This is a genomic window from Bacillus weihaiensis (assembly GCF_001889165.1).
GTDB classification, from domain to species: domain Bacteria; phylum Bacillota; class Bacilli; order Bacillales; family Bacillaceae; genus Metabacillus; species Metabacillus weihaiensis.
In genome coordinates, this window is record NZ_CP016020.1 from 1,523,141 (window position 1) to 1,549,182 (window position 26,042).

Annotated in this window: 25 protein-coding genes and 2 riboswitches; of the genes, 22 read left to right on the forward strand and 3 right to left on the reverse strand. The window is 35.5% G+C overall.

The features are described from left to right. Positions 1-207 precede the first annotated feature (207 nt). On the forward strand, positions 208-1,530 hold the full coding sequence (gene lysA, locus A9C19_RS07320; RefSeq protein ID WP_072579331.1) for a diaminopimelate decarboxylase: 1,323 nt from the start codon (positions 208-210) through the stop codon (positions 1,528-1,530). Positions 1,531-1,611: 81 nt separating this feature from the next. Here the strand turns inward: lysA and A9C19_RS07325 are convergent, their stop codons facing one another. Beyond that, complete coding sequence (locus A9C19_RS07325; protein ID WP_072579332.1) at positions 1,612-2,496, reverse strand: DUF1002 domain-containing protein; 885 nt, start codon at positions 2,494-2,496, stop codon at positions 1,612-1,614. A gap of 215 nt (positions 2,497-2,711) precedes the next feature. Here A9C19_RS07325 and A9C19_RS07330 point away from each other — a divergent pair, with 215 nt between their 5' ends. The 5 genes from A9C19_RS07330 (at position 2,712) to A9C19_RS07350 (ending at position 6,603) form a co-directional block, all read left to right on the forward strand. Further along, the gene (locus tag A9C19_RS07330) at positions 2,712-3,146 is read left to right on the forward strand and encodes a peptidylprolyl isomerase (RefSeq protein ID WP_072579333.1); all 435 of its coding nucleotides are present in this window, start codon (positions 2,712-2,714) and stop codon (positions 3,144-3,146) included. A gap of 169 nt (positions 3,147-3,315) precedes the next feature. Further along, positions 3,316-3,462: riboswitch (FMN riboswitch) on the forward strand. A 228-nt stretch (positions 3,463-3,690) separates the two neighbouring features. Continuing rightward, entirely contained in the window at positions 3,691-4,338 is a 648-nt protein-coding gene (gene ribE / locus A9C19_RS07335) for a riboflavin synthase (protein ID WP_072579334.1), read from the forward strand. 37 nt (positions 4,339-4,375) lie between these two features. Next, the gene (locus A9C19_RS07340; RefSeq protein WP_072579335.1) at positions 4,376-5,569 is read left to right on the forward strand and encodes a bifunctional 3,4-dihydroxy-2-butanone-4-phosphate synthase/GTP cyclohydrolase II; all 1,194 of its coding nucleotides are present in this window, start codon (positions 4,376-4,378) and stop codon (positions 5,567-5,569) included. A gap of 56 nt (positions 5,570-5,625) precedes the next feature. Next, positions 5,626-6,093, forward strand: coding sequence for a 6,7-dimethyl-8-ribityllumazine synthase (gene ribH, locus A9C19_RS07345; RefSeq protein WP_072579336.1), 468 nt, complete (start codon positions 5,626-5,628; stop codon positions 6,091-6,093). A gap of 141 nt (positions 6,094-6,234) precedes the next feature. Further along, the gene (locus A9C19_RS07350; protein WP_072579337.1) at positions 6,235-6,603 is read left to right on the forward strand and encodes a GNAT family N-acetyltransferase; all 369 of its coding nucleotides are present in this window, start codon (positions 6,235-6,237) and stop codon (positions 6,601-6,603) included. Between the two features lie 307 nt (positions 6,604-6,910). On the opposite strand, the gene A9C19_RS07355 is transcribed toward A9C19_RS07350, so the two are convergent. Both A9C19_RS07355 and A9C19_RS07360 read right to left on the reverse strand, forming a co-directional pair. Continuing rightward, a complete protein-coding gene (locus A9C19_RS07355) occupies positions 6,911-7,432 on the reverse strand; it encodes a DUF309 domain-containing protein (protein ID WP_072581788.1) in 522 nt (173 codons plus the stop codon). 437 nt (positions 7,433-7,869) lie between these two features. After that, entirely contained in the window at positions 7,870-7,965 is a 96-nt protein-coding gene (locus A9C19_RS07360; protein ID WP_072579338.1) for a YjcZ family sporulation protein, read from the reverse strand. A gap of 305 nt (positions 7,966-8,270) precedes the next feature. Between A9C19_RS07360 and A9C19_RS07365 the strand changes: the two genes are divergently transcribed. The 16 genes from A9C19_RS07365 to A9C19_RS07440 all read left to right on the forward strand — a co-directional run bounded on the left by A9C19_RS07365 (position 8,271) and on the right by A9C19_RS07440 (position 25,512). Beyond that, positions 8,271-9,017, forward strand: a complete 747-nt coding sequence (locus A9C19_RS07365) for a segregation/condensation protein A (RefSeq protein WP_099092745.1) — start codon at positions 8,271-8,273, stop codon at positions 9,015-9,017. Positions 9,018-9,021: 4 nt separating this feature from the next. Then, entirely contained in the window at positions 9,022-9,618 is a 597-nt protein-coding gene (scpB, locus tag A9C19_RS07370; protein ID WP_072579340.1) for an SMC-Scp complex subunit ScpB, read from the forward strand. Positions 9,619-10,010: 392 nt separating this feature from the next. Beyond that, positions 10,011-11,153 (forward strand): D-alanyl-D-alanine carboxypeptidase family protein, encoded by a 1,143-nt coding sequence (locus A9C19_RS07375; RefSeq protein WP_072579341.1) that lies wholly within the window; start codon positions 10,011-10,013, stop codon positions 11,151-11,153. A gap of 1 nt (position 11,154) precedes the next feature. Beyond that, positions 11,155-11,748: a nucleoside recognition domain-containing protein gene (locus A9C19_RS07380; RefSeq protein WP_072579342.1), complete on the forward strand. Its 594-nt coding sequence runs from the start codon at positions 11,155-11,157 to the stop codon at positions 11,746-11,748. A 2-nt stretch (positions 11,749-11,750) separates the two neighbouring features. Further along, positions 11,751-12,281 (forward strand): spore maturation protein, encoded by a 531-nt coding sequence (locus tag A9C19_RS07385; RefSeq protein WP_072579343.1) that lies wholly within the window; start codon positions 11,751-11,753, stop codon positions 12,279-12,281. Between the two features lie 668 nt (positions 12,282-12,949). After that, a complete protein-coding gene (rluB, locus tag A9C19_RS07390) occupies positions 12,950-13,681 on the forward strand; it encodes a 23S rRNA pseudouridine(2605) synthase RluB (protein ID WP_072579344.1) in 732 nt (243 codons plus the stop codon). A 92-nt stretch (positions 13,682-13,773) separates the two neighbouring features. Beyond that, entirely contained in the window at positions 13,774-14,298 is a 525-nt protein-coding gene (resA, locus tag A9C19_RS07395; RefSeq protein ID WP_072579345.1) for a thiol-disulfide oxidoreductase ResA, read from the forward strand. An 18-nt stretch (positions 14,299-14,316) separates the two neighbouring features. Next, a complete protein-coding gene (resB, locus tag A9C19_RS07400; RefSeq protein ID WP_072579346.1) occupies positions 14,317-15,930 on the forward strand; it encodes a cytochrome c biogenesis protein ResB in 1,614 nt (537 codons plus the stop codon). Positions 15,931-16,021: 91 nt separating this feature from the next. Continuing rightward, complete coding sequence (gene ccsB / locus A9C19_RS07405; protein WP_072579347.1) at positions 16,022-17,197, forward strand: c-type cytochrome biogenesis protein CcsB; 1,176 nt, start codon at positions 16,022-16,024, stop codon at positions 17,195-17,197. A gap of 332 nt (positions 17,198-17,529) precedes the next feature. Then, positions 17,530-18,252 carry a response regulator transcription factor gene (locus A9C19_RS07410; protein ID WP_072579348.1) on the forward strand — a complete coding sequence of 241 codons (723 nt, stop codon included), beginning with the start codon at positions 17,530-17,532 and terminating at the stop codon, positions 18,250-18,252. Beyond that, positions 18,249-20,048 carry an ATP-binding protein gene (locus A9C19_RS07415; RefSeq protein ID WP_072579349.1) on the forward strand — a complete coding sequence of 600 codons (1,800 nt, stop codon included), beginning with the start codon at positions 18,249-18,251 and terminating at the stop codon, positions 20,046-20,048. Before A9C19_RS07410 ends, A9C19_RS07415 begins: the two co-directional genes overlap by 4 nt. 541 nt (positions 20,049-20,589) lie before the next feature. Then, on the forward strand, positions 20,590-21,165 hold the full coding sequence (locus A9C19_RS07420) for a cob(I)yrinic acid a,c-diamide adenosyltransferase (protein WP_072579350.1): 576 nt from the start codon (positions 20,590-20,592) through the stop codon (positions 21,163-21,165). A gap of 6 nt (positions 21,166-21,171) precedes the next feature. Continuing rightward, entirely contained in the window at positions 21,172-21,669 is a 498-nt protein-coding gene (locus tag A9C19_RS07425; protein ID WP_072579351.1) for a GNAT family N-acetyltransferase, read from the forward strand. A gap of 666 nt (positions 21,670-22,335) precedes the next feature. Further along, complete coding sequence (sigX, locus tag A9C19_RS07430; RefSeq protein WP_072579352.1) at positions 22,336-22,887, forward strand: RNA polymerase sigma factor SigX; 552 nt, start codon at positions 22,336-22,338, stop codon at positions 22,885-22,887. Continuing rightward, the gene (locus A9C19_RS07435; protein ID WP_072579353.1) at positions 22,865-24,058 is read left to right on the forward strand and encodes a hypothetical protein; all 1,194 of its coding nucleotides are present in this window, start codon (positions 22,865-22,867) and stop codon (positions 24,056-24,058) included. The genes sigX and A9C19_RS07435 overlap by 23 nt, the downstream gene beginning before the upstream one ends. A 545-nt stretch (positions 24,059-24,603) precedes the next feature. After that, on the forward strand, positions 24,604-25,512 hold the full coding sequence (locus A9C19_RS07440; protein ID WP_158515062.1) for a M23 family metallopeptidase: 909 nt from the start codon (positions 24,604-24,606) through the stop codon (positions 25,510-25,512). Between the two features lie 320 nt (positions 25,513-25,832). After that, a riboswitch (FMN riboswitch) is annotated at positions 25,833-25,975 on the forward strand. The last annotated feature ends 67 nt before the right edge of the window (positions 25,976-26,042 follow it).

Genomic DNA, 26,042 nt, shown 5'->3' on the forward strand with positions numbered 1-26,042 from the left:
ACCTCTCTTTTATGATATGGTAATTTTAATTTCATGTAGATAAAAGATAACAGACAGTTACACTCAGCTGGTGTTAACTGTCTTTTTCTTTAGCATTAAAACATGGATTACTGTTCTATTAATTCTAGATAGTGATCTTATTAAATAAGCTAAAAAAATAGAGTATAAAAATCAGTTGAGCTTAGCAGTAGAAAGAGGGGAAGCAAGTTGTTCTTACATGGTACTAGTCAGATTAACGATAAAGGACATTTAGAAATCGGAGGAGTCGATACGGTCAAACTTGCCGAAAAATATGGCACTCCTTTATATATTTATGATGTTGCGCTTATTAGAGATCGTGCACGTAGCTTTAAAGAAACATTTGAAAAAATGGGGGTTCAAGCTCAAGTTGCTTATGCAAGTAAGGCTTTTTCTTCTGTAGCGATGTTTCAGTTGATAGATGAAGAGGGCTTGTCTCTTGATGTTGTATCAGGTGGAGAATTATACACAGCTATTACTTCAGGTTTTCCAGCTTCTCGCATTCACTTACATGGGAACAATAAAAGTCAGGCAGAATTAAAAATGGCTCTTGATGCGGAAGTAGGCTGTATTGTTGTCGATAACTTCTATGAGCTACAGCTGTTAGAAGAGCTTTCTGTAAACTATACTAGAAAAGTACCTGTTTTACTTCGTGTGACGCCTGGTGTTGAAGCCCATACACATGACTACATCACAACAGGGCAGGAAGATTCAAAATTCGGTTTTGGACTTTTAAATGGACAAATTGAAGCAGCGATAGAAAGTGTTCTTCACTCTGAGGGCTTAAACCTTCTAGGTATTCATTGTCATATAGGTTCACAAATCTTTGATACCACTGGGTTTGTATTAGCAGCCGAAAGGGTATTTGAGAAAATTAAAGAGTGGCAAACCAACTATTCTTATGTTCCAGAAGTTGTAAACCTTGGTGGAGGATTTGGTATACGATACACAGAGGAAGACCAACCACTACCTGCTACTTATTATGTAGAGCAAATCGTTGAGGCAGTAAAAAAACAAGTTGACGTTTTAGGAATTAACATGCCGGAGATTTGGATTGAACCTGGACGTTCACTCGTAGGGGATGCAGGCACAACACTGTATACTGTAGGATCGCAAAAGACTGTACCGAATATTAGAGAATATGTGGCTATTGACGGTGGTATGAGCGATAATATTAGACCTGCTTTGTACCAAGCGAAATACGAAGCAGTTCTCGCTAATAGAGTAACAGAGAAGCATGATACAAATGTTTCAATTGCAGGGAAGTGCTGTGAAAGTGGAGATATGTTAATTTGGGATCTCCCATTACCTAAAGTAAAACCAAATGATCTTCTAGCCGTTTTTTGTACAGGAGCCTATGGCTATTCGATGGCTAATAATTATAATAGAATTCCAAGACCGGCCGTTGTTTTTGTGGAGAATGGTGAAGATCACCTTGTTATAAAAAGAGAGAGTTTTGAAGATCTTATTGTAAATGATCTTCCGTTAAAATCAAAGGTACCACAAAAATGAGTAGCTTCTAAGCTACTCTTTTTTATACTATCTAGGGTAGCACCCCCTCCTACATGTAACAGGAGGGGGTGCTACGTACAATTAAGCTGTTTCTTCGTTGTTAGTGAAAATAGAAAGGATAGCATCCCATAAAGCGATGAAAAATTCTTTTAGTTGTTGAAGGAATGTTTGTCCTTCTTCTGAATTAAGAAAGTTTGAAATTTTATCCTTTGCTTGATCAAGTTGTTGACCTACTTGATTCCAATCAATATTAAGTTCTTTCATTTTATTAAAAAGGTCTATTAATCGATTCATATCTTCTTCTGAGAGGGTAATACCTAAATCATTTGCTGCATTTTCAATCAAAGCTCTCATATCAGCTTCTGTCTCAGGAACTCCATTTTTTGCAATTTCATCCTTGATTTTTGCCATTAATGCAGATGCGTTTTCAGCACCTACCTCATCACCTAATTCTGCCGTTGTAACAAGTTCTTCATTTGCTACTTGTTTAATATCTTCAGGAATGGCTTCATCTGATGAGATTTCATAGGCCTTAATAAGCCCGGTTAAAGCAGCAGTACCTGATACCTCAAATGGTGCTGTTACGTAAATAGTAGCATCTTTAATTCCAGCAGTCATTAAGGCATTCAAATACATTTCATCAGTTACCCAGTTGATGTTTTTTGTCGATACCTCAAGTCCAGACCCAGCTGATTCAGTGGTTATACTTGTAGAAGAGATAGCTTTCGTCCCAATGGTAGCTTTTGGAATGTAATCTCCTAAGTATTGATGTTCTTCTTCGTTAGAAACGGTAATGATTTGATTTTCATCTGTCGCCTTCATTTCAGATAGAATAGTTTGTTTTTGCTGTTCGGTTAGGTTTTCACCTAACGTGATAATTTTTTCGCCAACTACTGCATCTGCAAAACTTATTGTTGGAATGGATAAGGAAAATATAATCAGTAAGCTTAACGCATATTTCTTCAAAGTCTATACCTCCGTTTTATTTCGCAAAATGTGACCCATCTTTATTATAGAGCTTTTTTTATCTTGTCAATACCAAATTTGTGTAAAGAAAAAGAAACAAAAAGAAATTTCTCATTATTTATCTGTTAGATTTGGTTTTCCTCTGCTTCTTATAGTAGAATAGAAAGGTATTCATGTCTATTAGACGTAATAAACATACTGGAGGTTTCATACATATGAAAAAAGCGCAAATTACTATGGAAAATGGAGATACAATTGGAATTGAATTATACCCAAATGAGGCACCTGGAACAGTTGCTAACTTTGAAAAGCTAGCAAATGAAGGATATTACAATGGATTAACCTTCCACCGTGTTATTCCTGGTTTCGTAGCTCAAGGCGGTTGTCCGAATGGAACTGGAACAGGTGGTCCTGGGTATACAATTAAATGTGAAACGGAAGGAAATCCACATAAACACGAAGCTGGATCACTTTCAATGGCACATGCTGGAAAAGATACTGGCGGAAGCCAATTCTTCATTGTTCATGAGCCACAACCACATTTAAACGGTGTTCATACTGTATTCGGTAAAGTGACTGAAAACTTAGATGCTGTTTATAAAATTAAGCCTAACGATGTAATGAAGGAAGTAAAAGTTACAGAAGAATAAGTATAACGAAGCTGTGTCATGTGTGAATGATGCAGCTTTTTATATTTTTTTTGCGTTATCTAAAAGCTCTATTTGGTTAATTAATATAATTTTTTTATAAATAACAGCTTAAACGTTGCAACCAACTCACTATACAGATAAAATAAATTTATAACTTCATATTTCGATTTACATTCTTCGGGGCAGGGTGAAATTCCCTACCGGCGGTGATGAAGGTGAAGACCTTCTAAGTCCGTGACCCGTTAACGCGAAGTTAACGGTGGATCTAGTGAAACTCTAGGGCCGACAGTTAAAGTCTGGATGGGAGAAGAAATGCGCGAATTTTGCGGTGTAGGTAAAATTTTGTAAAAATACAGATTTTTCTTACTCTTATTTGACGTACTCAAATATCAATTTCTCACCTTCAAGCCCTAGTCTTTGACTTAGGGCTTTTTTATATAGGTACACAGCTCATGTATAGGAATGTGAAGTTATGAAAAAGGTTGAGTTATTCCTTATTAGCTTGATCTCACAATGATTTTTAAAAGAAGGTGAGGGATTTAACGTGTTTACAGGAATTATTGAAGAAATAGGCACAATTTCTAGTGTGAAAAGCTCTTCTGAAGCTATAGTTTTTAAAATAGAAGCGAGTAAAATTTTAGATGATGTTTCACTTGGAGATAGTATTGCCGTAAATGGCGTATGTTTAACGGTAACAACTTTTACAAAAACATCTTTTTCTGTAGATGTGATGCCAGAAACAGTGAGAAGTACTTCCTTGTCAACTTTAAAGACTGGTTCAAAGGTGAATCTTGAGAGAGCTATGGCTGCTAATGGACGATTTGGTGGTCACTTCGTCTCTGGTCATGTTGACGGAATTGCTAAAATCGTCAATAAAAAGCATCTTTCTAATGCTGTCTATTATGACTTGCAAGTTGAAGAAAAGCTGACTGATACTCTTATACACAAGGGTTCTATAACGGTCGATGGAATTAGTTTAACTATATTTGGGCTAGAAAAAGAGAAAGTAACGATCTCGATTATTCCCCATACTCTCGGAGAGACCATATTAGGTACAAAAGGTATTGGGGATATCGTAAATATAGAATGCGACTTATTAGGTAAATATATCCTAAAATTCATTGATAAAAAAGAAATTTCGACAAGTTCTACCTTAAGTAAATCGTTTTTAGAAGAAAATGGGTATGCGTAGGTAGGGAATAAAGTTGTAAATAAAGGGGGTAAAATCAATGTTCCATTCTATTGAAGAAGCAATCTCTGATTTGCAGGAAGGGAAAGTAGTTATTGTTGTTGATGATGAAGATCGAGAAAATGAAGGTGACTTTATCGCCCTGGCTGATCGCGTAACTCCTGAAACAATTAATTTTATGATTAAATACGGAAGAGGTTTAGTATGTGTGCCAATTACGGAGGAACAAGCGGTGAAACTCGATCTTTCTCCTATGGTTAGACATAATACAGATCCTCATGGGACGGCTTTTACCGTTAGTGTCGATTATAAAACGAATTCGACAGGAATTAGCGCATTTGAAAGAGCGGATACTGTAAGAGCTTTATTATCTGAGGAAACGAAGTCGGCCGATTTTAAGAGACCTGGGCATACCTTTCCACTCGTTGCAAAAAACGGAGGTGTGTTAAGACGTGCGGGTCATACGGAAGCAGCGATTGACCTAGCACAATTAAGTGGTGCTAAACCAGGAGGAGTAATATGTGAAATCATTAAAGAGGATGGTACCATGGCTCGAGTTCCCGATTTATTCCTTCTCTCAAAAGAACTTGATTTAAAATTAATTACAATAAAAGATTTAATTAAATATCGAAACCGTACAGAAAAACATGTAAGACGAGAGGTTGAAATTGATCTTCCAACAGAATATGGTTCATTTAAAGCAATTGGATATTCCAATACTCTTGATAATAAAGAACATGTTGCATTAGTAAAGGGTGAAGTAAGTAAGGATGAGGAAATAGTAGTGCGAGTCCATTCTGAATGTTTGACAGGTGATGTTTTTGGCTCCTATCGTTGTGACTGTGGTCCTCAGCTTCATGCAGCACTTGCTCAAATAGAAAAAGCTGGTAAAGGTGTTCTTTTGTATATGCGCCAAGAAGGTAGAGATATTGGTCTTCTCAATAAGATGAAAGCCTATAAACTTCAAGAACAAGGGTATGATACTGTGGATGCAAACGAAAAATTAGGGTTTGCTCCAGATTTAAGGGATTATGGAATTGGTGCTCAAATCCTAAAAGATTTAGGGATTGAAACGATGAAATTAATGACGAATAATCCTAGAAAGATAGCAGGGTTAGAAGGTTATGGTCTAACAATTAGTGATCGAATCCCAATACAAATGCCTGAAAGAGATGAAAATAAACAATACTTACGAACAAAGTATGAAAAACTTGGTCATTTCTTACATGAATAACATGTTGTAAAGAATGGGGAAAGTCAAACTTAAATAAAAATTTGGAGGAATTGATAATGAATAAGAATGTATTAGAGGGTCATTTAATTGGAAGTGGATTAAAAGTAGGGATCGTCGTTGCGCGCTTTAATGAATTTATTACATCTAAATTATTAGGAGGAGCAGAGGATGCTTTAAGAAGACATGGGGTTCAAGCTGAAGATGTAACCGTTGCTTGGGTACCTGGAGCTTTCGAATTGCCTTTAGTAGCTAAGAGAATGGCAGAATCAGGAAAGTATGATGCGGTTATCACTCTTGGAACTGTGATAAGAGGAGCTACAACACATTATGATTATGTTTGTAACGAAGCAGCAAAGGGAGTATCTCAAGCCTCTCTTTCAACAGGCGTACCTGTAGTATTTGGTGTCTTGACAACAGAAACAATCGAGCAGGCAGTGGAAAGAGCTGGAACAAAAGCAGGTAATAAAGGGTATGAAGCAGCGGTTACGGCGATTGAAATGGGTAACTTATTGAAAACCCTTTAATTAATTTTATGAAAAGTGTTTAAAATCGATAGAAAACTGTTTATAATATCATGTGAAGAACTTTATCCTAATGAATTCGGTCTTTTATCGTATTATGGGGCTTTCGCATACTGAAAGCTATTTCGTTAATGAGGGGTATTTATGTTAATTCGTTATAAAAAAAGCTTTGAAAAAATTGCAATGGGTCTCTTATCTTTTATGCCTGCTGAAAAAGATCTTAAGCAACTACAGCATACAATTAAACAGTATGAAGGATCTGATGAGTGGCAGTTATTTCTTTGGAAGTTTGAAGAAGATATTATTGGAGCAATTGGTGTGATTTTTCGTGATGAACAGACTGTAGAGGTACAGCATATTACTGTGAATCCTTCTCATCGCCATCAAGGAATTGGAAAGACGATGGTGAATGCAGTTAAGAATCTTTATAAAAACAAAACGGTTGTTCCTAATGAAGATACAGAATCCTTTTTTGAGAAATGTTCGGAGCAATCATCAGATGATGATTGTTAAAGAAAGAATAATCTCAAATTTGTATGGTATGGGGCTTTATATTCCTCTAAAGTAAATAGTGAAAAACAAGCCAGGAAAAATTTTTCTGGCTTGTTTTCGTATTTAAATCAATTTATCCATTCTTTTTAGAGAAACACAGATCTACAGGGGGGCTCAGCTATTCCACTTCCCCCGCAGAAGTCTCGCACTTTTCCTCGATTGGACCTTACGTAGTAAGAACCTATCTATAAGGCATCGGGAGTCTTCCTTGCGTCTTGAAAGCCTTGGGGCTTTAGTGATTCGATTTATCAAATTCATTCATTTAGTATTATGACTTATCCTTTTTCATTCTTAACTGTTTCGCTCTTTCAAGTATTACATCCGTACGGTCTCTTTTCATGTGCTTATGAATTAAATATTCATTCTTTAAGTCACTTTCTACTCCCCAGGTTATATTGTGGGTATGACATTCTTTCTCGCAAAGAGATCTTAAATGTGAGTCAACTATTGGTAAATTCATACTGTGATAGTCAATATTATGTACAATCTCATGCTTACGGTTACGTAATAGTTGCATAAGTTCATCGTAATGAATTCCTAGCTTTAGAACGATTTCTTTTTCACTTTCTAATAAATGTATGGCATTACTAATCATTCGGTGAGCCCCTTTGAAATTCCGTCTCCTATGGTGGTATAGTCCAACAGCTATTTGGATAAAACCAACCCAATAATTTTTTCTTTCTCCAGCTGAATCTTTCTTCCAATGTTCTTCAAGAACCTCATGACATTCAAAGTAATCTCGATCACAATGAAAATGTACGAGATAATCTATATAGGCTTGATCATACATACTCATATATCCCTCTTCCAATTATAGGTGTTTATCTACAAAATCCTTTTTAAAGGCTTCTATACAGTTTACGTTCACGAAAGGGTGAAGCAAGCATTTTATAAAGGAATTTTTGTTTTGCTTATATGTAAGTTTATCATATTTTCGTTATAGCTAAAAAATGAAGCGTCTGGGGTATCATAAAATAAATGATTATATAAGGATAAATTTGTGCCCTGTGTTACTTTATTAGGTGAGTTGGAAAAGATGGATGTTTATTTGCGCGACTAATTAATACTAGTTTCACAAACAAAGAAAATAAGGACCCGAACAATTAGGAAAGTATTGACTAAAATAGTACCTAATTGTTCGGGTATTTCACTTGCTGAAATGCATATGTCTAGCCTCTTGTTTTAGCGTCTAGTGTGAGGCGCCTTGCGCTTCACCTACTAGCTAAATTAGTACAACCAAGCAGCACCAACGATAATTAATAAGATAAACAACACAACGATTAAAGCGAAACCTCCGCCGTAGTTAAATCCTTGCTCACCCATGTTTAATTCCTCCTTAATGTTTAGCTATTACATGGGTAATATATGAGCAAAACGCTGAGATGATTGGGCTAATGTCTATATATATATGATTTTTTAGTTTTACAAGTATTTTTAGGGGGAAGGATAGCTTTTCTTTAGAATTTTAAAAAAACAGTCATCTCTTCGATCACCTTGTCACATTTAGTAATGTCATGAAAGAATGACGTGTACATAGGTTAAGGTAAACTGATTTGTAAATAAATATTGGACATGTCATCATTTTACCTTATACTATATGTTGGCTAGTTGTAAGAATGGTGGGATAAATTTTGCAATATCATGTAAAGATTGATGCATTTGAAGGTCCTTTGGATCTTTTACTTCATTTAATTAATCGATTAGAAATTGATATATATGATATTCCTGTTTCTGAAATAACGGAGCAGTATATGCTTTATATTCATACGATGCAAGAATTACATTTGGATGTTGCTTCAGAATATTTGGTTATGGCTGCTACGCTATTATCCATTAAAAGCAGGATGCTTCTACCTAAACAGGAAGAAGAACTTTTTGATGAAGAATTTGCAGAGGAACCAGAGGAAGATCCTCGGGATGAATTGATGAAAAGATTAATTGAGTATCGAAAGTATAAAGAAGCAGCGGTAGATTTGCGTAATCTTGAGGAAGATCGCTCCTTGGTGTATACAAAAGCACCAAGTGACTTGAGTGAATATGCCGAGGTAGCTGCTTCTCCCGTGGATTCTCTAAACGTTTCTATTTATGATATGCTAGGAGCATTTCAAAAGATGCTAAGGCGAAAAAAGATACAAAAACCGGTTCAGACAAGGATTACAAGACAGGAAATACCAATTGAGAAGCGTATGGATGAAATTCTACAGAATCTACGGAGTTCACCGGGTAGAAAACGGTTTGTTGATTTATTTTCTTCTAATAATAGAGAACATTTAGTCGTTACATTTTTAGCGATTTTAGAGCTAATGAAAAGCCAACAAATCATCATAGAACAAGAAAATAATTTTGCAGATATTTTTATTATGGGGAGTGAGTAGCACCATGCCTTTAGGTGTTATTGAATGGACTTCAATTGTTGAGGCACTATTATTTGCAGCCGGTGATGAAGGTTTATCACTAAAGCAATTAATAGCAGTACTTGAAATAGAGGAACGAGAAGTTATAGAGATATTAGACGATCTAAATAGAATGTACCAAGAAAATGCTCGAGGAATTGAATTGGTTGAGGTGGCAGGACACTTTCAACTCACTACTAAGAAATCACATTCTGCCTATTTAAAGAAATTAGTAGAATCTCCTGGCAATGGTTCTTTATCACAAGCGGCTTTAGAAACTCTCGCTATAGTTGCTTATCGCCAGCCAATAACAAGAGCAGAAATTGAAGAAATACGTGGAGTGAAAACAGAAAGGCCAATTCAGACATTGGTTACTAAGATCCTTATTAAAGAAGTAGGAAGAGCAGAAGGAACGGGACGAGCAATTCTTTATGGTACAACTAAAGAATTTCTAGAGTACTTTGGATTGAAATCTATTAAGGAATTACCTCCTCTTCCTGATAAATCAGACGATGATTTTGATAATGAGGAAGCTGACTTATTTTTTGAAAAGTTTAACGAAACATTTGAAGATTTAACATAATAGTATAGCTGTTTTTACTATTGAAAACAGTATAGGCTAACTGATCTTAAGTCAGCCTATACTGTTTTTTAAGTGCTTAAAAAACGATAACATGCATCATTTGTGGATATACGCTTCAACATCCAGCTTCAGCGCCTAGCCCCTCGAGGTTGTACTTCGCTTGCCGAGGCTTTTAGCTGAGGCTATTCATTTTTTGTTGAGCTCCGTTAGAGAATTCGATTTCCGTGAAAAAGCCAGGGGAGCTCTTATATTGCTACAGATATTAAATAACTACAAGCTTTAACTATCATAACGTAGAAGGTACTCTTAAAGAAAGAGTGTAAAGTTTTAATCATAAGCTTGGTCCAAATGCATAAACTTGTACAAAACGACTAAGGGGACGTGGATGCTTTATGCTACAAATGAAGAAACTATCAACTTGCTTTATCATCATAATCCTTTTTATTTCCTTGCTCCCGCACCAAACATCAGCAATCGGTGTGAGTGCTCAAACTGCAATTTTAATAGATCAAGAATCAGGAAGAGTACTATACGAGAAAGATGCACATAAAAAAATGAGGATAGCAAGTATAACGAAAATTATGACTGCGATATTAGCGGTTGAATCTGAAAAACTAAATGATATGGTTACTGTTAGTGAAAAGGCTACTCAAGCAGAGGGTTCTTCAATTTATTTACAAAAAGGGGAAGAAATTAAATTGGAGGACTTAGTATATGGGCTTATGCTTAGATCAGGAAATGATTCAGCAGTTGCTATCGCCGAACATGTCGGGGGGAGTCTTGAAGGATTTGTTATCATGATGAATCAAAAAGCAGAAGAAATTGGCATGACAAACACTGTTTTTGCAAATCCACATGGTTTAGATGATCATGAGAATCATTATTCTACAGCATATGACATGGCTATTTTAACTCAATATGCCATGCAAAACGAGGAGTATCAAAAGATTTCAGGTACAAAAACACATAAGGCCCCAAATCCAAATGAGAAATGGGACAGAGTATGGCATAACAAAAATAAGCTGTTAACACAGCTATATGACTATTCGACAGGTGGAAAAACTGGGTACACAGTAAGAGCAAAGCGAACGCTCGTATCAACGGCGTCAAAGGAAGGATTTCATACAATTGTAGTCACATTAAATGATCCAGATGATTGGGATGACCATATCAATCTTCATAACTATGCATATAGTCAATTTGAAATAACAAAATTAAAGAATCAAGGAGTCATTAAGGAAATAGAAAATGAATTTTACAAAAATAAGGTGTTTATTGAAAGAGATGTTATTTATCCTTTAACGAAGGAAGAACAAGAAAAAGTCAAGATCAATATGACCTTATCGAAACCTCAAGAAGAGTGGGAAGACAGTAGGAATGTTCCAGATGTAGTAGGGAAGATGTCAATAAAAGTTGATGAAAAAGAAATTGCTCAATTACCAATTTATTTTGATAATGGAAATGTAGAAAAACCAAAAGGTTCATTATGGGATTTGTTTAAACAATTATTTTTCATTGCGGCTGGTGTAAAGTAGCATGGTTAATCTCATATGGGTATCCTTAACAGTTATCGGAATAGTTTTTGCAATGTTTAACGGAACTATGGAAGAGGTTAATGAAGCAATTTTCAAAGGTGGCAAAGAAGCTGTCACTATTTCGATAGGATTTATTAGTGTTCTTGTGTTTTGGTTAGGGTTAATGAAAGTAGCAGAAAAAGCAGGTCTACTTGAGAAGCTAGGGAAGCTATTCAAGCCAATTGTAACAAGGCTATTTCCAGAGGTACCTCCTGAACACCCAGCGATGGGCTATATGTTATCAAATATGATGGCGAATTTGTTTGGGCTAGGCAATGCAGCTACCCCTCTTGGGATTAAAGCGATGGAGCAGTTAAAGGTGTTAAATGGAAATTCAGATAAAGCAAGCCGCTCAATGATTACCTTTTTGGCTATTAATACATCAAGCTTAACGTTAATACCTACTACAGTTATTGCTATTATGATGACCTACGGCTCTGCATCACCTACAAGTATTGTTGGACCGACATTAATTGCAACATTCTTATCTACTTTAGGAGCAATAATGATTGATCGATATTTTTACTATAGGAGAAAGAAAAAGGGTGATGAGTAGAGATGGGGATTATTGGAGTTGTTTCACTGTGGATTATACCCGTTATAATCGGTGTCATCTTACTATATGGTACGTATAAAAGAGTACCGACATATGAGGCTTTTGTCGAAGGAGGAAAAGAAGGAATTACAATATCCTTCTCCATTATTCCCTATTTAGTTGGAATGTTAGTAGCGATTTCTGTTTTTAGAGCGTCTAGAGCACTAGAGTTTTTAATGGATTTCATGAAGCCGGTACTTGAAGTGTTGCATATTCCTTCTGAAATTGTTCCTCTTGCGTTCATACGACCTATCTCTGGGACAGCGGCATTAGGTCTTACATCAGATATTATCTCCACATATGGACCTGATTCATTTATTGGAATGCTTGCTGCTACAATGCAGGGTAGTACTGATACGACATTATATGTCTTAACTGTTTATTTTGGTGCAGTTGGAATACGAAAAATGGGTGATTCCTTAAAAGTTGGATTACTAGCAGATTTTGTTGGGATTGTGGCAGCGATCGTCATCGTTTCACTCCTATTCGCTTAAAGCAATATACGAGCGTTTTTTACTACCATTAATGGTATTTAACATGAATTTGAATATATGACTGTATTTTACACGTAATATCCAGAGGAGTAAGAGAGAAAAAGCCTTTCTCCTAGTTAGGAAAAATTGGTTCGGAAGTTTACTTTCCGAGCTTTTTTTTGTTGCTTAGAAAACTAGAGGGTGCATCAATTTGATTAAGCACTTTTATGCGACAATTAGCAGACTGACTTTTTCGATAAAGTCAGTTGCCTAACAAAGGATGTATGAATGAATGGAATATATTTCATAACCTATCTATAGTACCTAACTTTACAGAGGTATAAGTCTCGCTTTATGGTACGTAGTACAGGAAGATAAATTATGGTATGATAGTGTAGCGCAATTTGACGATTATTGAGTTTTTTAGCGAAGGATTTTAAGTGAGATCGTAAACTATTCATGAGAATGGTTAAAAGTAGGTAATGAAGAGGATTCTATAATAGACTAGGATTTTCTCCTGTAACGAGATTGCCATTTGTTTACATATTCAGAGCGTGTAAAGGACAGAATCACTTGTGAGCTCATACTAACGGATATTTATCTTAATCCCGTTTTAAATCTAGTGTCTATTGTTGGCGAAAATTGTGAAATGGTTAATAAAGCATTAATATGTTATAGAGGTGAAAGAAATGGAACGTTTACAAAAAGTAATTGCTCATGCTGGATATGCATCAAGAAGAAAGGCTGAGGAATTGATTTTAGAAGGAAAAGTAAAAGTGAATGGGAAAATTGTTAAAGAGTTAGGTACAAAAGTAACAGATTCTGACAAAGTTGAGGTAGAAGGGATTCCGTTAGAAAGGGAAGAGCCTGTGTATGTTCTTCTATATAAACCTAGTGGTGTCATCTCTGCTGTTAAAGATGATAAAGGTAGAAAAGTAGTAACGGATTTCTTTCCTTATATAAAACAAAGAATTTATCCTGTTGGTAGATTGGATTATGATACATCTGGATTATTGTTGCTAACAAATGATGGGGAATTTGCCAATATTCTCATGCACCCAAGATATGAAGTTGAAAAATCTTATGTAGCAAAGGTGAAAGGAATCCCAACACGTGAAAAGATAAGAGAGCTCGAAAAGGGTGTTCATCTTGAAGATGGAAAGACAGCGCCTGCAAACGCGAAAATTTTATCAGTGGATAAAAAGAAAAACACGTGTATTCTTGAATTGAAGATTCATGAAGGACGCAATCGACAAGTAAGAAGAATGTTTGAAGCGATTGGTTATCCAGTACAAAAATTAAAACGTGAAAAATATGCCTTCTTAAACTTAAGTGGATTAAATACAGGTGATTCAAGAGAGCTTACTCCACACGAGGTAAAACAGTTGAGAGCTCTAGCACAGCACGGTAGTAAAATATAAATAGTTTCACACAAACTTCAAAATATAAAATAAAGTGAGTTTGTGTGAAATGGTATAATAGCTAAGAATGTCTAAGGGTAGGGGAGTATGAAATGAAGAAAAAAAAACGCTTACTCATGCGCTCTATTATTTTAATACTATTAATTAGTGCATTAGGCTACACATTATATTCGAATTTTTTCGTTAGCAAGGAAAGAGTAAGGGCTGGCAGTGAGGCACCAAATTTTCTTCTGAAGGATTTAGAAGGAAACGAACATCAATTGTCAGATTATAAAGGGAAAGGTGTTTTTCTTAACTTTTGGGGAACTTGGTGTGAACCTTGCGAAAGAGAAATGCCTTATATGAATAAGCAATATCAGATGTATAAGGACCAAGGTGTCGAAGTCCTAGCTGTAAATATTGCAGAATCTGATTTAGCAGTGAGTACATTTGTTAATAAATATGATTTATCCTTTCCTGTTGTTCTTGATAAACAGAGTCAAGTGTTTAAGGCCTATGGTGTCGGAAAGTTACCTGCAACCTATCTTATTGATTCTGATGGAAAGGTTGTTGATGTGATTACAGGAACATTAACAGAAAGAATGATTCAGGAATACATGGAACAGATTAAACCATAAAATGGGGAGTTTTTCAGCATGAACAAAGATACATGTGAGTGTGGTCATGTTAATCCTAAAGGAACACTTCTGTGTGAATCATGTGGAAATCCAATAGCTGAAAAAGAAAAAAAAGAACTATTGGATATGAAGTACGAGGGGTCTGCTAGACGCTCACAAACTTATAAAAAAACAGTAGTTGATAAAGTTTGGAATTTTTTCTCTTCCGTTAAAGTTGGTGTATGGTTAATTGTTATTACGTTAATTGCTTCTGCAATAGGAACAATATTTCCTCAGAAGCAATTTATCCCGCCAACGGCAACAGCCAGTGAATTTTACAAAGAAGAGTATGGGTTCTTTGGAGACTTATATTATCAATTAGGTTTTCATGATTTATATGGCTCATGGTGGTATATTATTTTAGTTGCTTCAATTGGTATTTCACTTGTAATTGCAAGTCTAGACCGGTTTGTTCCGTTATATCGTGCATTGAAAAAGCAAGGTGTAACGAGGCACGAATCCTTTTTAAAACGGCAAAGATACTATAGTTCAACACAGATAGACACAATAGAATTAGATGGGATCATAAAGAAATTCGCATCGCGTCGTTATAAAGTAAGAGAAGAAAACGGAAATCTTTTAGCTGAAAAGGGACGTTTTTCTCGTTGGGGTCCTTATGTTAATCATTGTGGATTAATTCTCTTTTTATTCGGAGCAATGCTGAGATCTGTACCTGGAATGTATGTCGATGAAGTACTCTGGGTGAGAGAAGGAGAAATTGAGGTTATTCCCGGAACTGAAGGTAAATACTACTTAGAAAATAAAGATTTCATTATGGAAGTTTACGAGAAAGATAAAGAGGATGAAGTTTTTGAAGAAGCAATTACACGTGTTGGTGATGGAAGCGTTGTAAAAAACTTTCAATCAAATGTTGTATTGTACGAACGAATGGGTGACATTGTACACGGTGCTGAACCAGAACTTAAAGAAGTCACACGAAAAGAAATTAAAGTTAATGATCCTTTAAAATTTGAATCATTTTCTCTATATCAAGTAGATTATAAATTAAATGAATTGAATGAAATGTCGTTTAGTTTAATAGATAAGGAAACAGAAGAGAGCTTTGGTCAAATATCTGTGGATTTAATAGAGCCAGAAGAAACCTATGAACTTGGAAATGGTTATAAGGTTGAGTTAGCAACATATCTTCCGGATTTTTATTATAACAGTGAAGGATTACCTGCTACAAAGACAAGAATACCAAATAATCCAGCCTTCGTTTTTAAAATGTATACACCAGACAAACCAGAAGGGGAAGCTAGTTTAGTAGCGATTCAGCAAACAATTGAGGCGTCAGATAATAATCAATATAAGATGAAGTTTGAAGGTGTGGAAACGAAAGATTTAACAGCGCTAACTGTTAGGAAAGACTTGACCCTCTGGTTTCTAGGTATAGGGGGAGCCATTTTTATGGTTGGAGTTATTCAAGGTATGTATTGGAACCATCGTAGAATTTGGATAAAGCACACGAATGGTACTGTTCATATTGCTGCCCATACAAATAAAAACTGGTATGGTCTATCACGAGAACTAGATACTTTACTAGATGGGACAAACTTAGAGATACCAAAAGATCAAAAAGAAAAGTCCTAATCTTGTCCATTTGTTTTACTAGTAACAAAACACTTTTATTAGATCATTACGACAAAATGATCGTCACTATGAAAAATGGGGAGGGGAAAAAATGGCCTCACTTAGTAGTACATTTTTAGAAATCGCTTTTATTATATACTTAGTAGCAATCTTTTTATTCGGAGGTTCAATCCGCGACAAAAGACATAAATCTGAAAAACTAAGTAAATGGACAATTGCAGCAGTTAGTGTTACGATTTTGGGTTTCTTGACACAAGTCGCTTATTTTATAACTAGATGGATTGCTTCTGGGCATGCACCTGTAAGTAATTTATTTGAATTTACAACTGCTTTTGGTATGATGCTTGTCCTTGCGTTTATCATTCTGTTCTTTTTATATAAAGTTGCAGTGCTAGGATTATTCACTTTGCCAATTGTTGTGTTAATCATTGCATATGGAAGTATGTTCCCAAGAGAGATTAGTCCTTTAATTCCGTCCTTACAAAGTCACTGGCTATATATTCATGTGACCACAGCAGCATTGGGTCAAGCGATTTTAGCGATTAGTGCTGTTGCAGGAATTATTCACCTTGTTACGGTGGTAGATCAAACTAAATCAACAAAGAAGACTTTTTGGTTAGAAGCAATCATGTATGTTTTAGTTGTTACATTAGGATTTATTATCATAACAAGTACGTTTAAAGGCTTAGATTATACGGCTGAATTTAATTGGATTGATAAGAATGATCAAGAAGCTGTTATGATGTATAATTTACCAGCTATAGTAGGACCACATCAAGGAGAATTACTAACTGACGGTAAACTCAAGCCATTATTTGACCTTCCTGCAATTCTATCGGCACAAAAGTTAAATACAGTTATATGGTCAGTTATAGTAGGTTCAGTTCTTTATCTAGTTCTTAGACTTATCTTTAGAAAGAGAATTTCTGCAATGATTCAACCATTTACAAAAAATGTTAATCTGGATTTAGTTGACGAAATCGGATATCGTTCAGTAGCTATCGGATTCCCGGTATTTACATTAGGTGCCTTAATTTTTGCCATGATCTGGGCCCAAATTGCCTGGACACGATTCTGGGGTTGGGATCCAAAGGAAGTATGGGCACTTATCACTTGGTTGTTTTATGCAGCATATCTTCATTTGCGTCTCTCAAAAGGATGGCACGGTGAAAAATCTGCTTGGTTAGCTGTAATTGGGTTTGCTATTATTATGTTTAACCTTATTTTTGTTAACCTGGTAATTGCCGGTTTACACTCATACGCTTAATAGCGATGCTTGTAAATAAAATACTTACTTCATAAATAGTGATAAGAATAATTAATCATTCTTCACGCTGCTATAGAAGAGGCTGGGACAAAACAAAGAGCCAGGCACTTCTGTCCCAGCCTCTTTTCATGATGTCTGGAAGTGGTGCTCTAGTGTTAGCGCGTAAGGGAATAGCACTTTTCTTAAAAAAGACATATGGAGATAATGCTTCCTAGGGATCATTTTCTCCTTGTAGGCAATTTCTTATATGAGGCTTCTTTTTTTGGTACAATACAAATATGTAATTCAGAGAAGATGATAATTGTAAAGTTGATACATAAGGAGGGTTCTTCATGGAAGAGAACCAAAATGCAAGAATATTAGTAGTAGACGATGAGGATCGCATTCGCCGCTTACTTAAAATGTACTTAGAAAGAGAAAATTATGAAATAGATGAGGCCGAGAATGGTGATGAAGCATTAGAGCTTGGATTGAATCATGACTATGATTTAATTATGCTAGATGTCATGATGCCTGGGATTGACGGGATTGAAGTTTGTAGACAATTACGCGAGAAGAAGGCAACACCAATCATTATGTTGACAGCAAAGGGAGAAGAAGCGAATAGAGTACAAGGGTTTGAGGTTGGAACAGATGATTATATTGTCAAGCCGTTTAGCCCAAGAGAAGTTGTACTACGTGTAAAAGCATTGCTCAGAAGATCTTCACAAACTTCCTTTTTAAAGACAGATACAAAAGCGAAAAATGTTATCGTTTTTCCGCATTTATCCATTGATCATGATGCTCATAGAATAACGGCAGATGGAACGGAAGTAAGTCTAACTCCTAAAGAATATGAGTTGTTATACTTCTTAGCGAAAACACCTGATAAGGTCTATGATCGTGAGAAATTGTTGAAAGAGGTTTGGCAATATGAATTTTTTGGAGACTTACGGACAGTTGATACACATGTTAAACGATTAAGAGAAAAGCTTAGTAAGGTGTCTCCTGAGGCAGCGAAAATGATTGTCACTGTATGGGGTGTAGGATATAAATTTGAGGTTAGCTCTTCATGATTCTTTGGAGAAGTGTTGTAGGGAAACTATGGGGAACGATTCTTTTACTCGTTTCCTTTGTTTTATTTGTATTAACTATTTTAATGCTTGAATTTATTGAGAATTATCATGTTGATAAGGCTGAAGAAGAGCTTAATCAGCTAGCTAAGAAAGTATCTAGTGTTATTGAAAGTCACGAAGACAAGGATTTAGCAAGGTCAATCTCATGGGAATTAATTGATGAAATGACAGATATCTTAATAATAGAAGATCAAAATAACTATTGGATTTCCCCAATTAAAGATGACAATATGACGCATTTAGATGTAGAAGATATCGAAGCAGATCAAGAGCTATCACAGGCATTAGTTATGCAGGAAAAAGTTAGTAAACGGACAAATTTAGAATCACCTAATAATCAATTTGCGAACGCAGAGGATGAAGTTTTAATTGTAGGGGTACCTTATAAAATCTCTGACTCTAGATATGGGGCTGTATATATTTCTCAATCGCTGTCTGCCGTCCATGAAACCACTAAACATACGACAAAATATATTATATTAGCAGCAGGAATTGCAATCATCCTTACAACTATTTTTGCCTTTTTCTTAACGACTAAGATAACACAGCCACTTAGAAAAATGAGAGAGGTTGCTCAAGAACTTGCTCGTGGAAAGTTTGAGACAAAGGTACCTATCTTGTCTAATGACGAAATTGGAGAACTCGGAATCGCGTTTAATCAAATGGGTAGGCAATTGAAATTTCATATTAATGCTTTAAGTCAGGAAAAAGAGCATTTAACAAATATTCTAAGTAGTATGGCTGATGGTGTTATCACGCTAAATATTGATGGTACAATCCTAGTAACAAATCCACCGGCAGAGAGATTTCTGCAAGCTTGGTATTACGAACAAGAAATGAATGTGGATAAAGGTGAAGAGCTTCCTCCTGAAGCGAAGGAATTATTTCATCGAGTCGTGAATACGGAAAAAGAGCAAAATATAGAATTGATGATTCAGGGAAGAAGTTGGGTTATCCTCATGAGTCCATTGTATAACCAATCTTATGTTCGTGGAGCGGTAGCAGTCTTAAGAGATATGACGGAAGAAAGGCGCTTAGATAAACTAAGGAAAGACTTTATTGCAAATGTCAGTCATGAGTTACGTACACCAATTGCTATGCTGCAAGGCTATAGTGAGGCAATAGTTGATGATATTGCTAGCACCGATGAAGAAAAAAAGGAAATCTCACAAGTCATATATGATGAATCATTAAGAATGGGTCGACTAGTTAATGACCTGTTAGATCTTGCAAGAATGGAAGCAGGACATATTTCCCTTAATTTAGAGGAAATAGATATCGAACAATTTGTTGATAAGATTAATCGGAAATTCCAAGGGCTTGCTAATGAGAAGTCAATTTCTCTAAAAGCACAAGTGAATCTACAGGATCGTATATTTATTCTTGATCCTGATCGTATTGAGCAGGTTTTAACAAATTTAATTGACAATGCAATTAGGCATACAGATAAACATGGGGTAGTTACTATTGAAGTCGAAGATCATGAAAAAGGGTTAACAATAAATGTGAAGGATTCTGGATCCGGTATTCCAGAAGAGGATTTACCATTTGTTTTCGAACGATTCTATAAAGCAGATAAAGCACGAACTAGAGGGAAAGCTGGAACGGGATTAGGATTAGCCATTGTAAAAAATATTATTGAAGCACATAAAGGCAAAATTCAAGTTCATAGCAAAATAGATGAAGGTACGACATTTACAATTTTTATTCCTCGAAAAAGAGAAGATACTGAATAATATTGCCGAACAATCTTGTTTCATACGAAACAAGTATAACTAGGGAGATGATAGATCGTTGGATTTATCATCTTTTTTTACAAAGTCTAGCTAAGAGTTTTTAGGAAAGAAACCATCTATAATCAAGAGTGAGAGTAGCTCATGTTTTTTTACTTGAATGCTATTTAAAATTTTGAACCTTACGGGCTCAGGGGTTTTAGAAACAAAAAAAGAGTTCCTCCCCAGGGAAGCGAGCAACTGGAGCAGCGTTCAATCAGACTGGACTCTCTTGATAAATAGCTACAAGTTTACGAAAATAGGAAGAATGTAAATTGTATTTATATTTTGTAGGTCAGTGTTTCTTTAATATTCCTTTAAAATAAGCATGTATGAATTGATTCATTTAAGTGAATTTTGTGAAACCTCATATTGAATAGCAACAAGAATAAGAAAAGAGTTTATTCTTAAGATAAAATAAAATGGTAAGCACATCATATCCTTCAATAAGAGGATGTTTGATGTTTTAATAAGAATAAAGTTGTATGGAATGGAGTGATTGTAGATGAACTTATATACAAGAACAGGTGATAAAGGTCAAACAAGCATTATTGGTGGACGTGTTGATAAAGATCACCTACGTGTTGAAGCTTACGGAACTATTGATGAGGCAAATAGCTTTGTTGGTCATGCAATGACCTACCTTCTAGACGAGAACGTTCAAGATATTTATCAGGAATTGGAAAAAATCCAGCATGAATTATTTGATTGCGGTGGAGATCTAGCTGTGGCAAAAGAAAAGTACCCTTATAAGACAACAAAAGATATGGTTGAGTTTTTGGAAGGAAGAATTGATGCCTATGTAAAGGAAGCTCCTGAATTAGAAAGATTTATTTTGCCTGGAGGGAGTCAGGCATCAGCGATTATTCATATCGCAAGAACAGTTACAAGAAGAGCAGAAAGATGCACAGTGACCCTACAGAAAGAAGCTTCAATTAATGAGTATGTGTTACATTATTTAAATAGGTTATCAGATTATTTATTTGCGGTAGCAAGAGTGATCAATTTCAGACTTCATGTTAAAGATGTAGAGTATGAAAGAAGTGCTCTTGTATTTAGAAATAACACCAGTAAGGATTGAAGTTAAATGGAATTTAGGCTAATTCAACCAGAAGAAGCAGAGAAATTTCGAACCCTTAGATTAACTGCTTTACAAGAGTGTCCGGAGTGTTTTGCATCAAGCTATGATGAAGAAAAAACTATAAGCTTAGCTAGTTTTAAAGAGCAGCTTACAACTATCAATTCCTATGTATATGGAGCTTTCAGGAACGAAGAGCTAGTCGGGACACTAACATTAGTGAAAGAAACAAAACAAAAGCTTAAGCATCGTGCTACAATCTTTGCTATGTATATCTCATGTGACTACCGAAAAAATGGAATTGGGAAGAAACTACTTCAAGAAGCTATCAAGAAGACAAATGAATTACAGCTAGAACAAGTGTATTTAACTGTTGTATCATCAAATGTGCCTGCCAAGAATTTTTATTACTCTCAAGGTTTTAAGTCATTTGGTTATGAAAAAAGAGCGTTGAAAGTTGATGGAGTATATTATGATGAAGAGCATCTAGTACATTTTCTTATTTAAAGGCTTACTTACACGTGATTGTCGATTTATGTTACAGCGATTCGTGTACCTAGGAAACAATATAGGCTCCTTGCGGTTGCTCTTAGTGAAATGTGAACAACTAGTTTGTGGGAAAAAGTGAAAAAGCTGCACCAAGGCTCCAAACAGGATCATGGAAGGCGAATATCTATCAAATTACCTATTCCTAAAAAGGTAGGATACTACAAATATATCAAAATGGAGACATCGTGAAGTGGGGAAACAACCGACTTCAAGGTGTCTCTTTTTTCTTGCTTAACGATAAAATGCATTGCCTGTGGATAAGTACTTCGTTTAGCAAAAACAGTCTGACTTATTGTACATTAAGTCAATGCCTAGTCTCAGGTGAAAGTCCAGTCCTTGTGACAAAACGTCTCACTTTTAGTCTACTGCATCGAGTTATAAGCTATTTAAAATAAAAGGGAAAGATATTTTATTTGTCCTTGATTGATTAAGGTGCTTTAGGAGTGTGGTCTATTTTTCACTGTACAAAATGGTGAATAATGCTGTACGGAAAACATGAAAAATGTGGTAAAGTAGAATTTGATATGACGATTATTACATAAATATTTCAAATATGATATTTTCTGATTAAATGAAACCTTACTTAATCAGCTACGACTATATAAAAGAAATGGAGGGGCATCAATGGAAGATACCTTTCAGAGGCTTTATGAACAATATCATCAAGATCTTTTTCAGTTTTTGTTCTATATGGTGAGAAGCCGTGAACAGGCAGAAGACTTGGTACAAGAAGTATATATACGCGTTTTAAAGTCTTATAATAAATTCGAAGGAAGAAGTAGTGAAAAAACGTGGCTTATATCCATTGCGAGACATGTAGCAATCGATTGGTTTCGGAAACAAAAAACACTTAAACAGCGTATTTTTGATAAATTTGATTGGGATCAGCAGCAAGTTGTCGATCATACCCAACCATTACCTGAAGAATTTGCCATTCAAAATGAACAAATAAAAAAAATCTATCAATCGCTTAATGCGTGCTCATTAGACCAAAGAACGGTCATCATCTTACGATATATTCAAGATTTATCGATTTCAGAAACGGCTGAAGTGTTAGGCTGGACGGTTAGTAAGGTGAAAACTACACAACACAGGGCTATTAAGCACCTAAAAAAAGACATGGAGAATACATTAAATGAGGAGGGGATAGCTATTGAAAAAAAGAGAGTGGAATGAGGAGGAAATAAAACAGCTTTTAAATCAGCTGCCCTCCATTACTGATCATAGAACTTCTAGTGAAATGTATCAACATATAGAGCGGAAAATAAAAGGACGAAAACAACGTACATGGATTGCTCCAACAATAGCTACTTTGGCAGCTTTATTCCTTTTTGCTTTAATGACTCCTTATCTTTTTCAAGAAATATCGTCATCTAGCTATGAAGAAGCAGCAGATGAAAGCGGGGGAGATCAGGATAATAGCTTGAATAGCTTGACTATGGGAGAGGGGGAAATTGCTAATATAGAAGAAAAGAGTGAAGATGAAGCTGCGGAAGCTAAATTATTTGAGGATAAACAATCAACAATTAGCCCTCAAGATACCTTTGTTATTCATTCAAAAGATCGTGAGAAATACCTCACATTTGCACTTACTAACGAACAATCAGAAATAACCATCCCTTTTAGCTTTAATGAGGATGAACATGTAGAAGATTTAAAAGAAATTGAACGTATTTCTTCTGAGGAAGTTTCGGAAATTATGGAGTCTTTTAGATTTGAATTAGAAGATACAACATTTGCACATACAAAAATACCTAATGAAGTCATCATTAACTATCAAGGGCAGCCAAATCTATCAAGCTCTGCCAGCGAAATATATTACATGGAAACAATTCAAGAAACATTTAGGTGGTTGGGATACAAAAAAGCGAGGCTACAAACTAGAGAAGAAGAAGGTATTGAATTTGGAAATACAGGAATGAAAACTGAGCTTGATATTGAAACAAATAGAAAAAAAGCCTATTTCATTTATAGAATGCAGGATAATTCAAGAGCTTTACTCGTACCATCGAATGAATCTTTTGAAACAATAGAGGATGCTGTATTAGCAATGAAAGAAGGAACAGCAAATCTTAAATTAGAATCACCATTTCTAACTACAATAGATTCAATTGATATAGATGAAGATAAGACAGAATTAGATATAACCTTTCCTTCGAACATAGAATTTGAAGATAGTGAACCCTATATTCTTATGCTTGAATCACTTTTACTCACAGCAAAAGAATTTGGTTTTCAAAAAGTCAAATTTAATGGAGTCAAAATGCAAAGAATTGGTGTTATGAATTTAGCTGAGCCAGTTGAAGTACCTTTTGCTCCTAATCCTATTTTCTTTCATAATAAATAGAGGCTAAATAACTTGTATATTCCCATTTTAGAAACGAGGCTGGGACAGAAGTGCCTGGCACCTTATCGTAACGACTATATGTTCGCACTGATTTATTTATCTAGTGCACACAATAGATTGTATCGGAGGGTGACTGGCTCTTTGTTTTGTCACAGCCTCGTTTTTATTTTTTATTAGGTTCTAAAAGAATATAAAGAAGGGTAATTTTACCTTTGTTTTAGAAAATGAATGTATATTTAGGTAAATATTGTTACAAACTAGTTTTGTTCTACTTTTAGACGAGCTACATACAATACCTAGGATCGAGTTAGAAGATAAAATTTACGCTTTCTACAAAGACACTTTTTTAAATTTTGTTTAAGTTTGGAAAAAACGTAAAAAAAAACCATCAATTATAAGAACGTTGTTTAGAGAGAAAAGACTTGTATCTAGGTGAAAATCCGCTACATGGATTTTTCTTGAAAGCAATCTATGTGAAAAGAGTCCAAAAAAAGATTGTGCTTTTAAGAAAGAAATAAAAGTTTCCGAATAATAGGGGGAAGATGATGGTAGTAAAGATGAAGAGTGTGGGTAAGTTACTATTTGTCCTATTTTTTAGTTTCGTTGTATTTGACACAAATCATGCGAAAGCAGAATCATACATAGAAGAATTACAGGATCAATGGGTACAACCAGTAAAAGGTACAATAACAGACTATTTTGGAACAAGGAATGGTCATCATAAAGGAATTGATATAGCCGCGCCAGAAGGAGAAAGCATTATTTCTGTCGCAGCTGGGACAGTATCTAAATCGTATTATTCCTCAACATATGGACATGTTGTTTTTATACAGCATCCAGAAGGGTTTGAAACAGTGTATGCTCATCTTAGTGAAAGAACCGTTAACGAAGGAGATACTGTTAGTAAAGGCCAACAAATTGGAGTTATAGGAAATACGGGCGTATCGACAGGGACCCACCTCCATTTCGAATTGCATGAAGGGACGTGGACATATGAAAAAGAACATGCCCTTGATCCTGTATTTGTATTTGAGGATACTTCCATGCAAAATGAAAATAAACTGCATCATGGTACCGATAAAATGGACATCCAAACAAAGAAGCTTAAGCCAAATAACGAACTGGAAAAATCGGAAGAGCTACATACCTTAAATAATAAATCAATTAAAACGATAACTGTCTCAAAGAACGATACTTTATGGGGGCTTTCAAAAGAGTATAAGGTACCAATAGCCTCCTTGAAAAAGTGGAATCATTTAAACGGTAGCACTATTTATCCTAGCCAAAAATTAATCATATCCCCTGCTGAGGAAGAAAGCTATGTTGTAAAAGCGGGTGATACCTTATATTCCATTGCTGATTCCTTTCAAACAAGTACGGATAAGATTAAATCAACGAATGAATTGCAAGGAGAAACTATTTACCCTGACCAGGTGTTAATAATTAAAGAATAGTAGTGGGACAATATATATAATAAAATGATTTTTTTGGAAGCCGAATCCTAATTTTTCGTACCTTGTGTTCTTTTTTAATAGGTTAAGTTGGAAAAACAAAGACGTTCTATTGCGCTGCATCTACTTGCTTTGTGCGACCGGTCCGAAAGTCTTGGCGAATACCCCTAAGAGGGATCCCCTTTGACACACGGATCTCATGGAGGAGGCTTTGGCAGAAATACCGATGCCCCAGCCTCATATAAATCATACTATTCAATGACTTTTGTGCAAATTTCTATACATTATCTTTCATTCGTTATATAATAGTAAAAAATCATATGATCAATCTTCGGGGCAGGGTGTAATTCCCGACCGGCGGTGATGAGACATTTAGTTTGTTTCTAAGTCCGCGAGCCGTTATTTTAAGGCAGGATCTGGTGTGACTCCAGAACCGACAGTATAGTCTGGATGAGAGAAGATGGAGGTTCAAGCGTGAAAAATAACCATTTTTAACGCTTATTTAAACTTGGATTTCAGCCCCATAAAACGTT

Bases quoted from the DNA above. Each gene is read 5' to 3' on its own strand.
- A9C19_RS07415 (WP_072579349.1), top strand. From the start codon at position 18,249: ATGATTCTTTGGAGAAGTGTTGTAGGGAAACTATGGGGAACGATTCTT.
- rluB (WP_072579344.1), top strand. From the start codon at position 12,950: ATGGAACGTTTACAAAAAGTAATTGCTCATGCTGGATATGCATCAAGA.
- sigX (WP_072579352.1), top strand. From the start codon at position 22,336: ATGGAAGATACCTTTCAGAGGCTTTATGAACAATATCATCAAGATCTT.
- A9C19_RS07330 (WP_072579333.1), top strand. From the start codon at position 2,712: ATGAAAAAAGCGCAAATTACTATGGAAAATGGAGATACAATTGGAATT.
- resB (WP_072579346.1), top strand. From the start codon at position 14,317: ATGAACAAAGATACATGTGAGTGTGGTCATGTTAATCCTAAAGGAACA.
- resA (WP_072579345.1), top strand. From the start codon at position 13,774: ATGAAGAAAAAAAAACGCTTACTCATGCGCTCTATTATTTTAATACTA.
- A9C19_RS07360 (WP_072579338.1), bottom strand. From the start codon at position 7,965: ATGGGTGAGCAAGGATTTAACTACGGCGGAGGTTTCGCTTTAATCGTT.
- A9C19_RS07380 (WP_072579342.1), top strand. From the start codon at position 11,155: ATGGTTAATCTCATATGGGTATCCTTAACAGTTATCGGAATAGTTTTT.
- A9C19_RS07440 (WP_158515062.1), top strand. From the start codon at position 24,604: ATGGTAGTAAAGATGAAGAGTGTGGGTAAGTTACTATTTGTCCTATTT.
- ccsB (WP_072579347.1), top strand. From the start codon at position 16,022: ATGGCCTCACTTAGTAGTACATTTTTAGAAATCGCTTTTATTATATAC.
- A9C19_RS07410 (WP_072579348.1), top strand. From the start codon at position 17,530: ATGGAAGAGAACCAAAATGCAAGAATATTAGTAGTAGACGATGAGGAT.
- A9C19_RS07355 (WP_072581788.1), bottom strand. From the start codon at position 7,432: ATGTATGATCAAGCCTATATAGATTATCTCGTACATTTTCATTGTGAT.
- A9C19_RS07375 (WP_072579341.1), top strand. From the start codon at position 10,011: ATGCTACAAATGAAGAAACTATCAACTTGCTTTATCATCATAATCCTT.
- A9C19_RS07350 (WP_072579337.1), top strand. From the start codon at position 6,235: ATGTTAATTCGTTATAAAAAAAGCTTTGAAAAAATTGCAATGGGTCTC.
- ribH (WP_072579336.1), top strand. From the start codon at position 5,626: ATGAATAAGAATGTATTAGAGGGTCATTTAATTGGAAGTGGATTAAAA.
- A9C19_RS07420 (WP_072579350.1), top strand. From the start codon at position 20,590: ATGAACTTATATACAAGAACAGGTGATAAAGGTCAAACAAGCATTATT.
- A9C19_RS07340 (WP_072579335.1), top strand. From the start codon at position 4,376: ATGTTCCATTCTATTGAAGAAGCAATCTCTGATTTGCAGGAAGGGAAA.
- scpB (WP_072579340.1), top strand. From the start codon at position 9,022: ATGCCTTTAGGTGTTATTGAATGGACTTCAATTGTTGAGGCACTATTA.
- A9C19_RS07425 (WP_072579351.1), top strand. From the start codon at position 21,172: ATGGAATTTAGGCTAATTCAACCAGAAGAAGCAGAGAAATTTCGAACC.
- A9C19_RS07385 (WP_072579343.1), top strand. From the start codon at position 11,751: ATGGGGATTATTGGAGTTGTTTCACTGTGGATTATACCCGTTATAATC.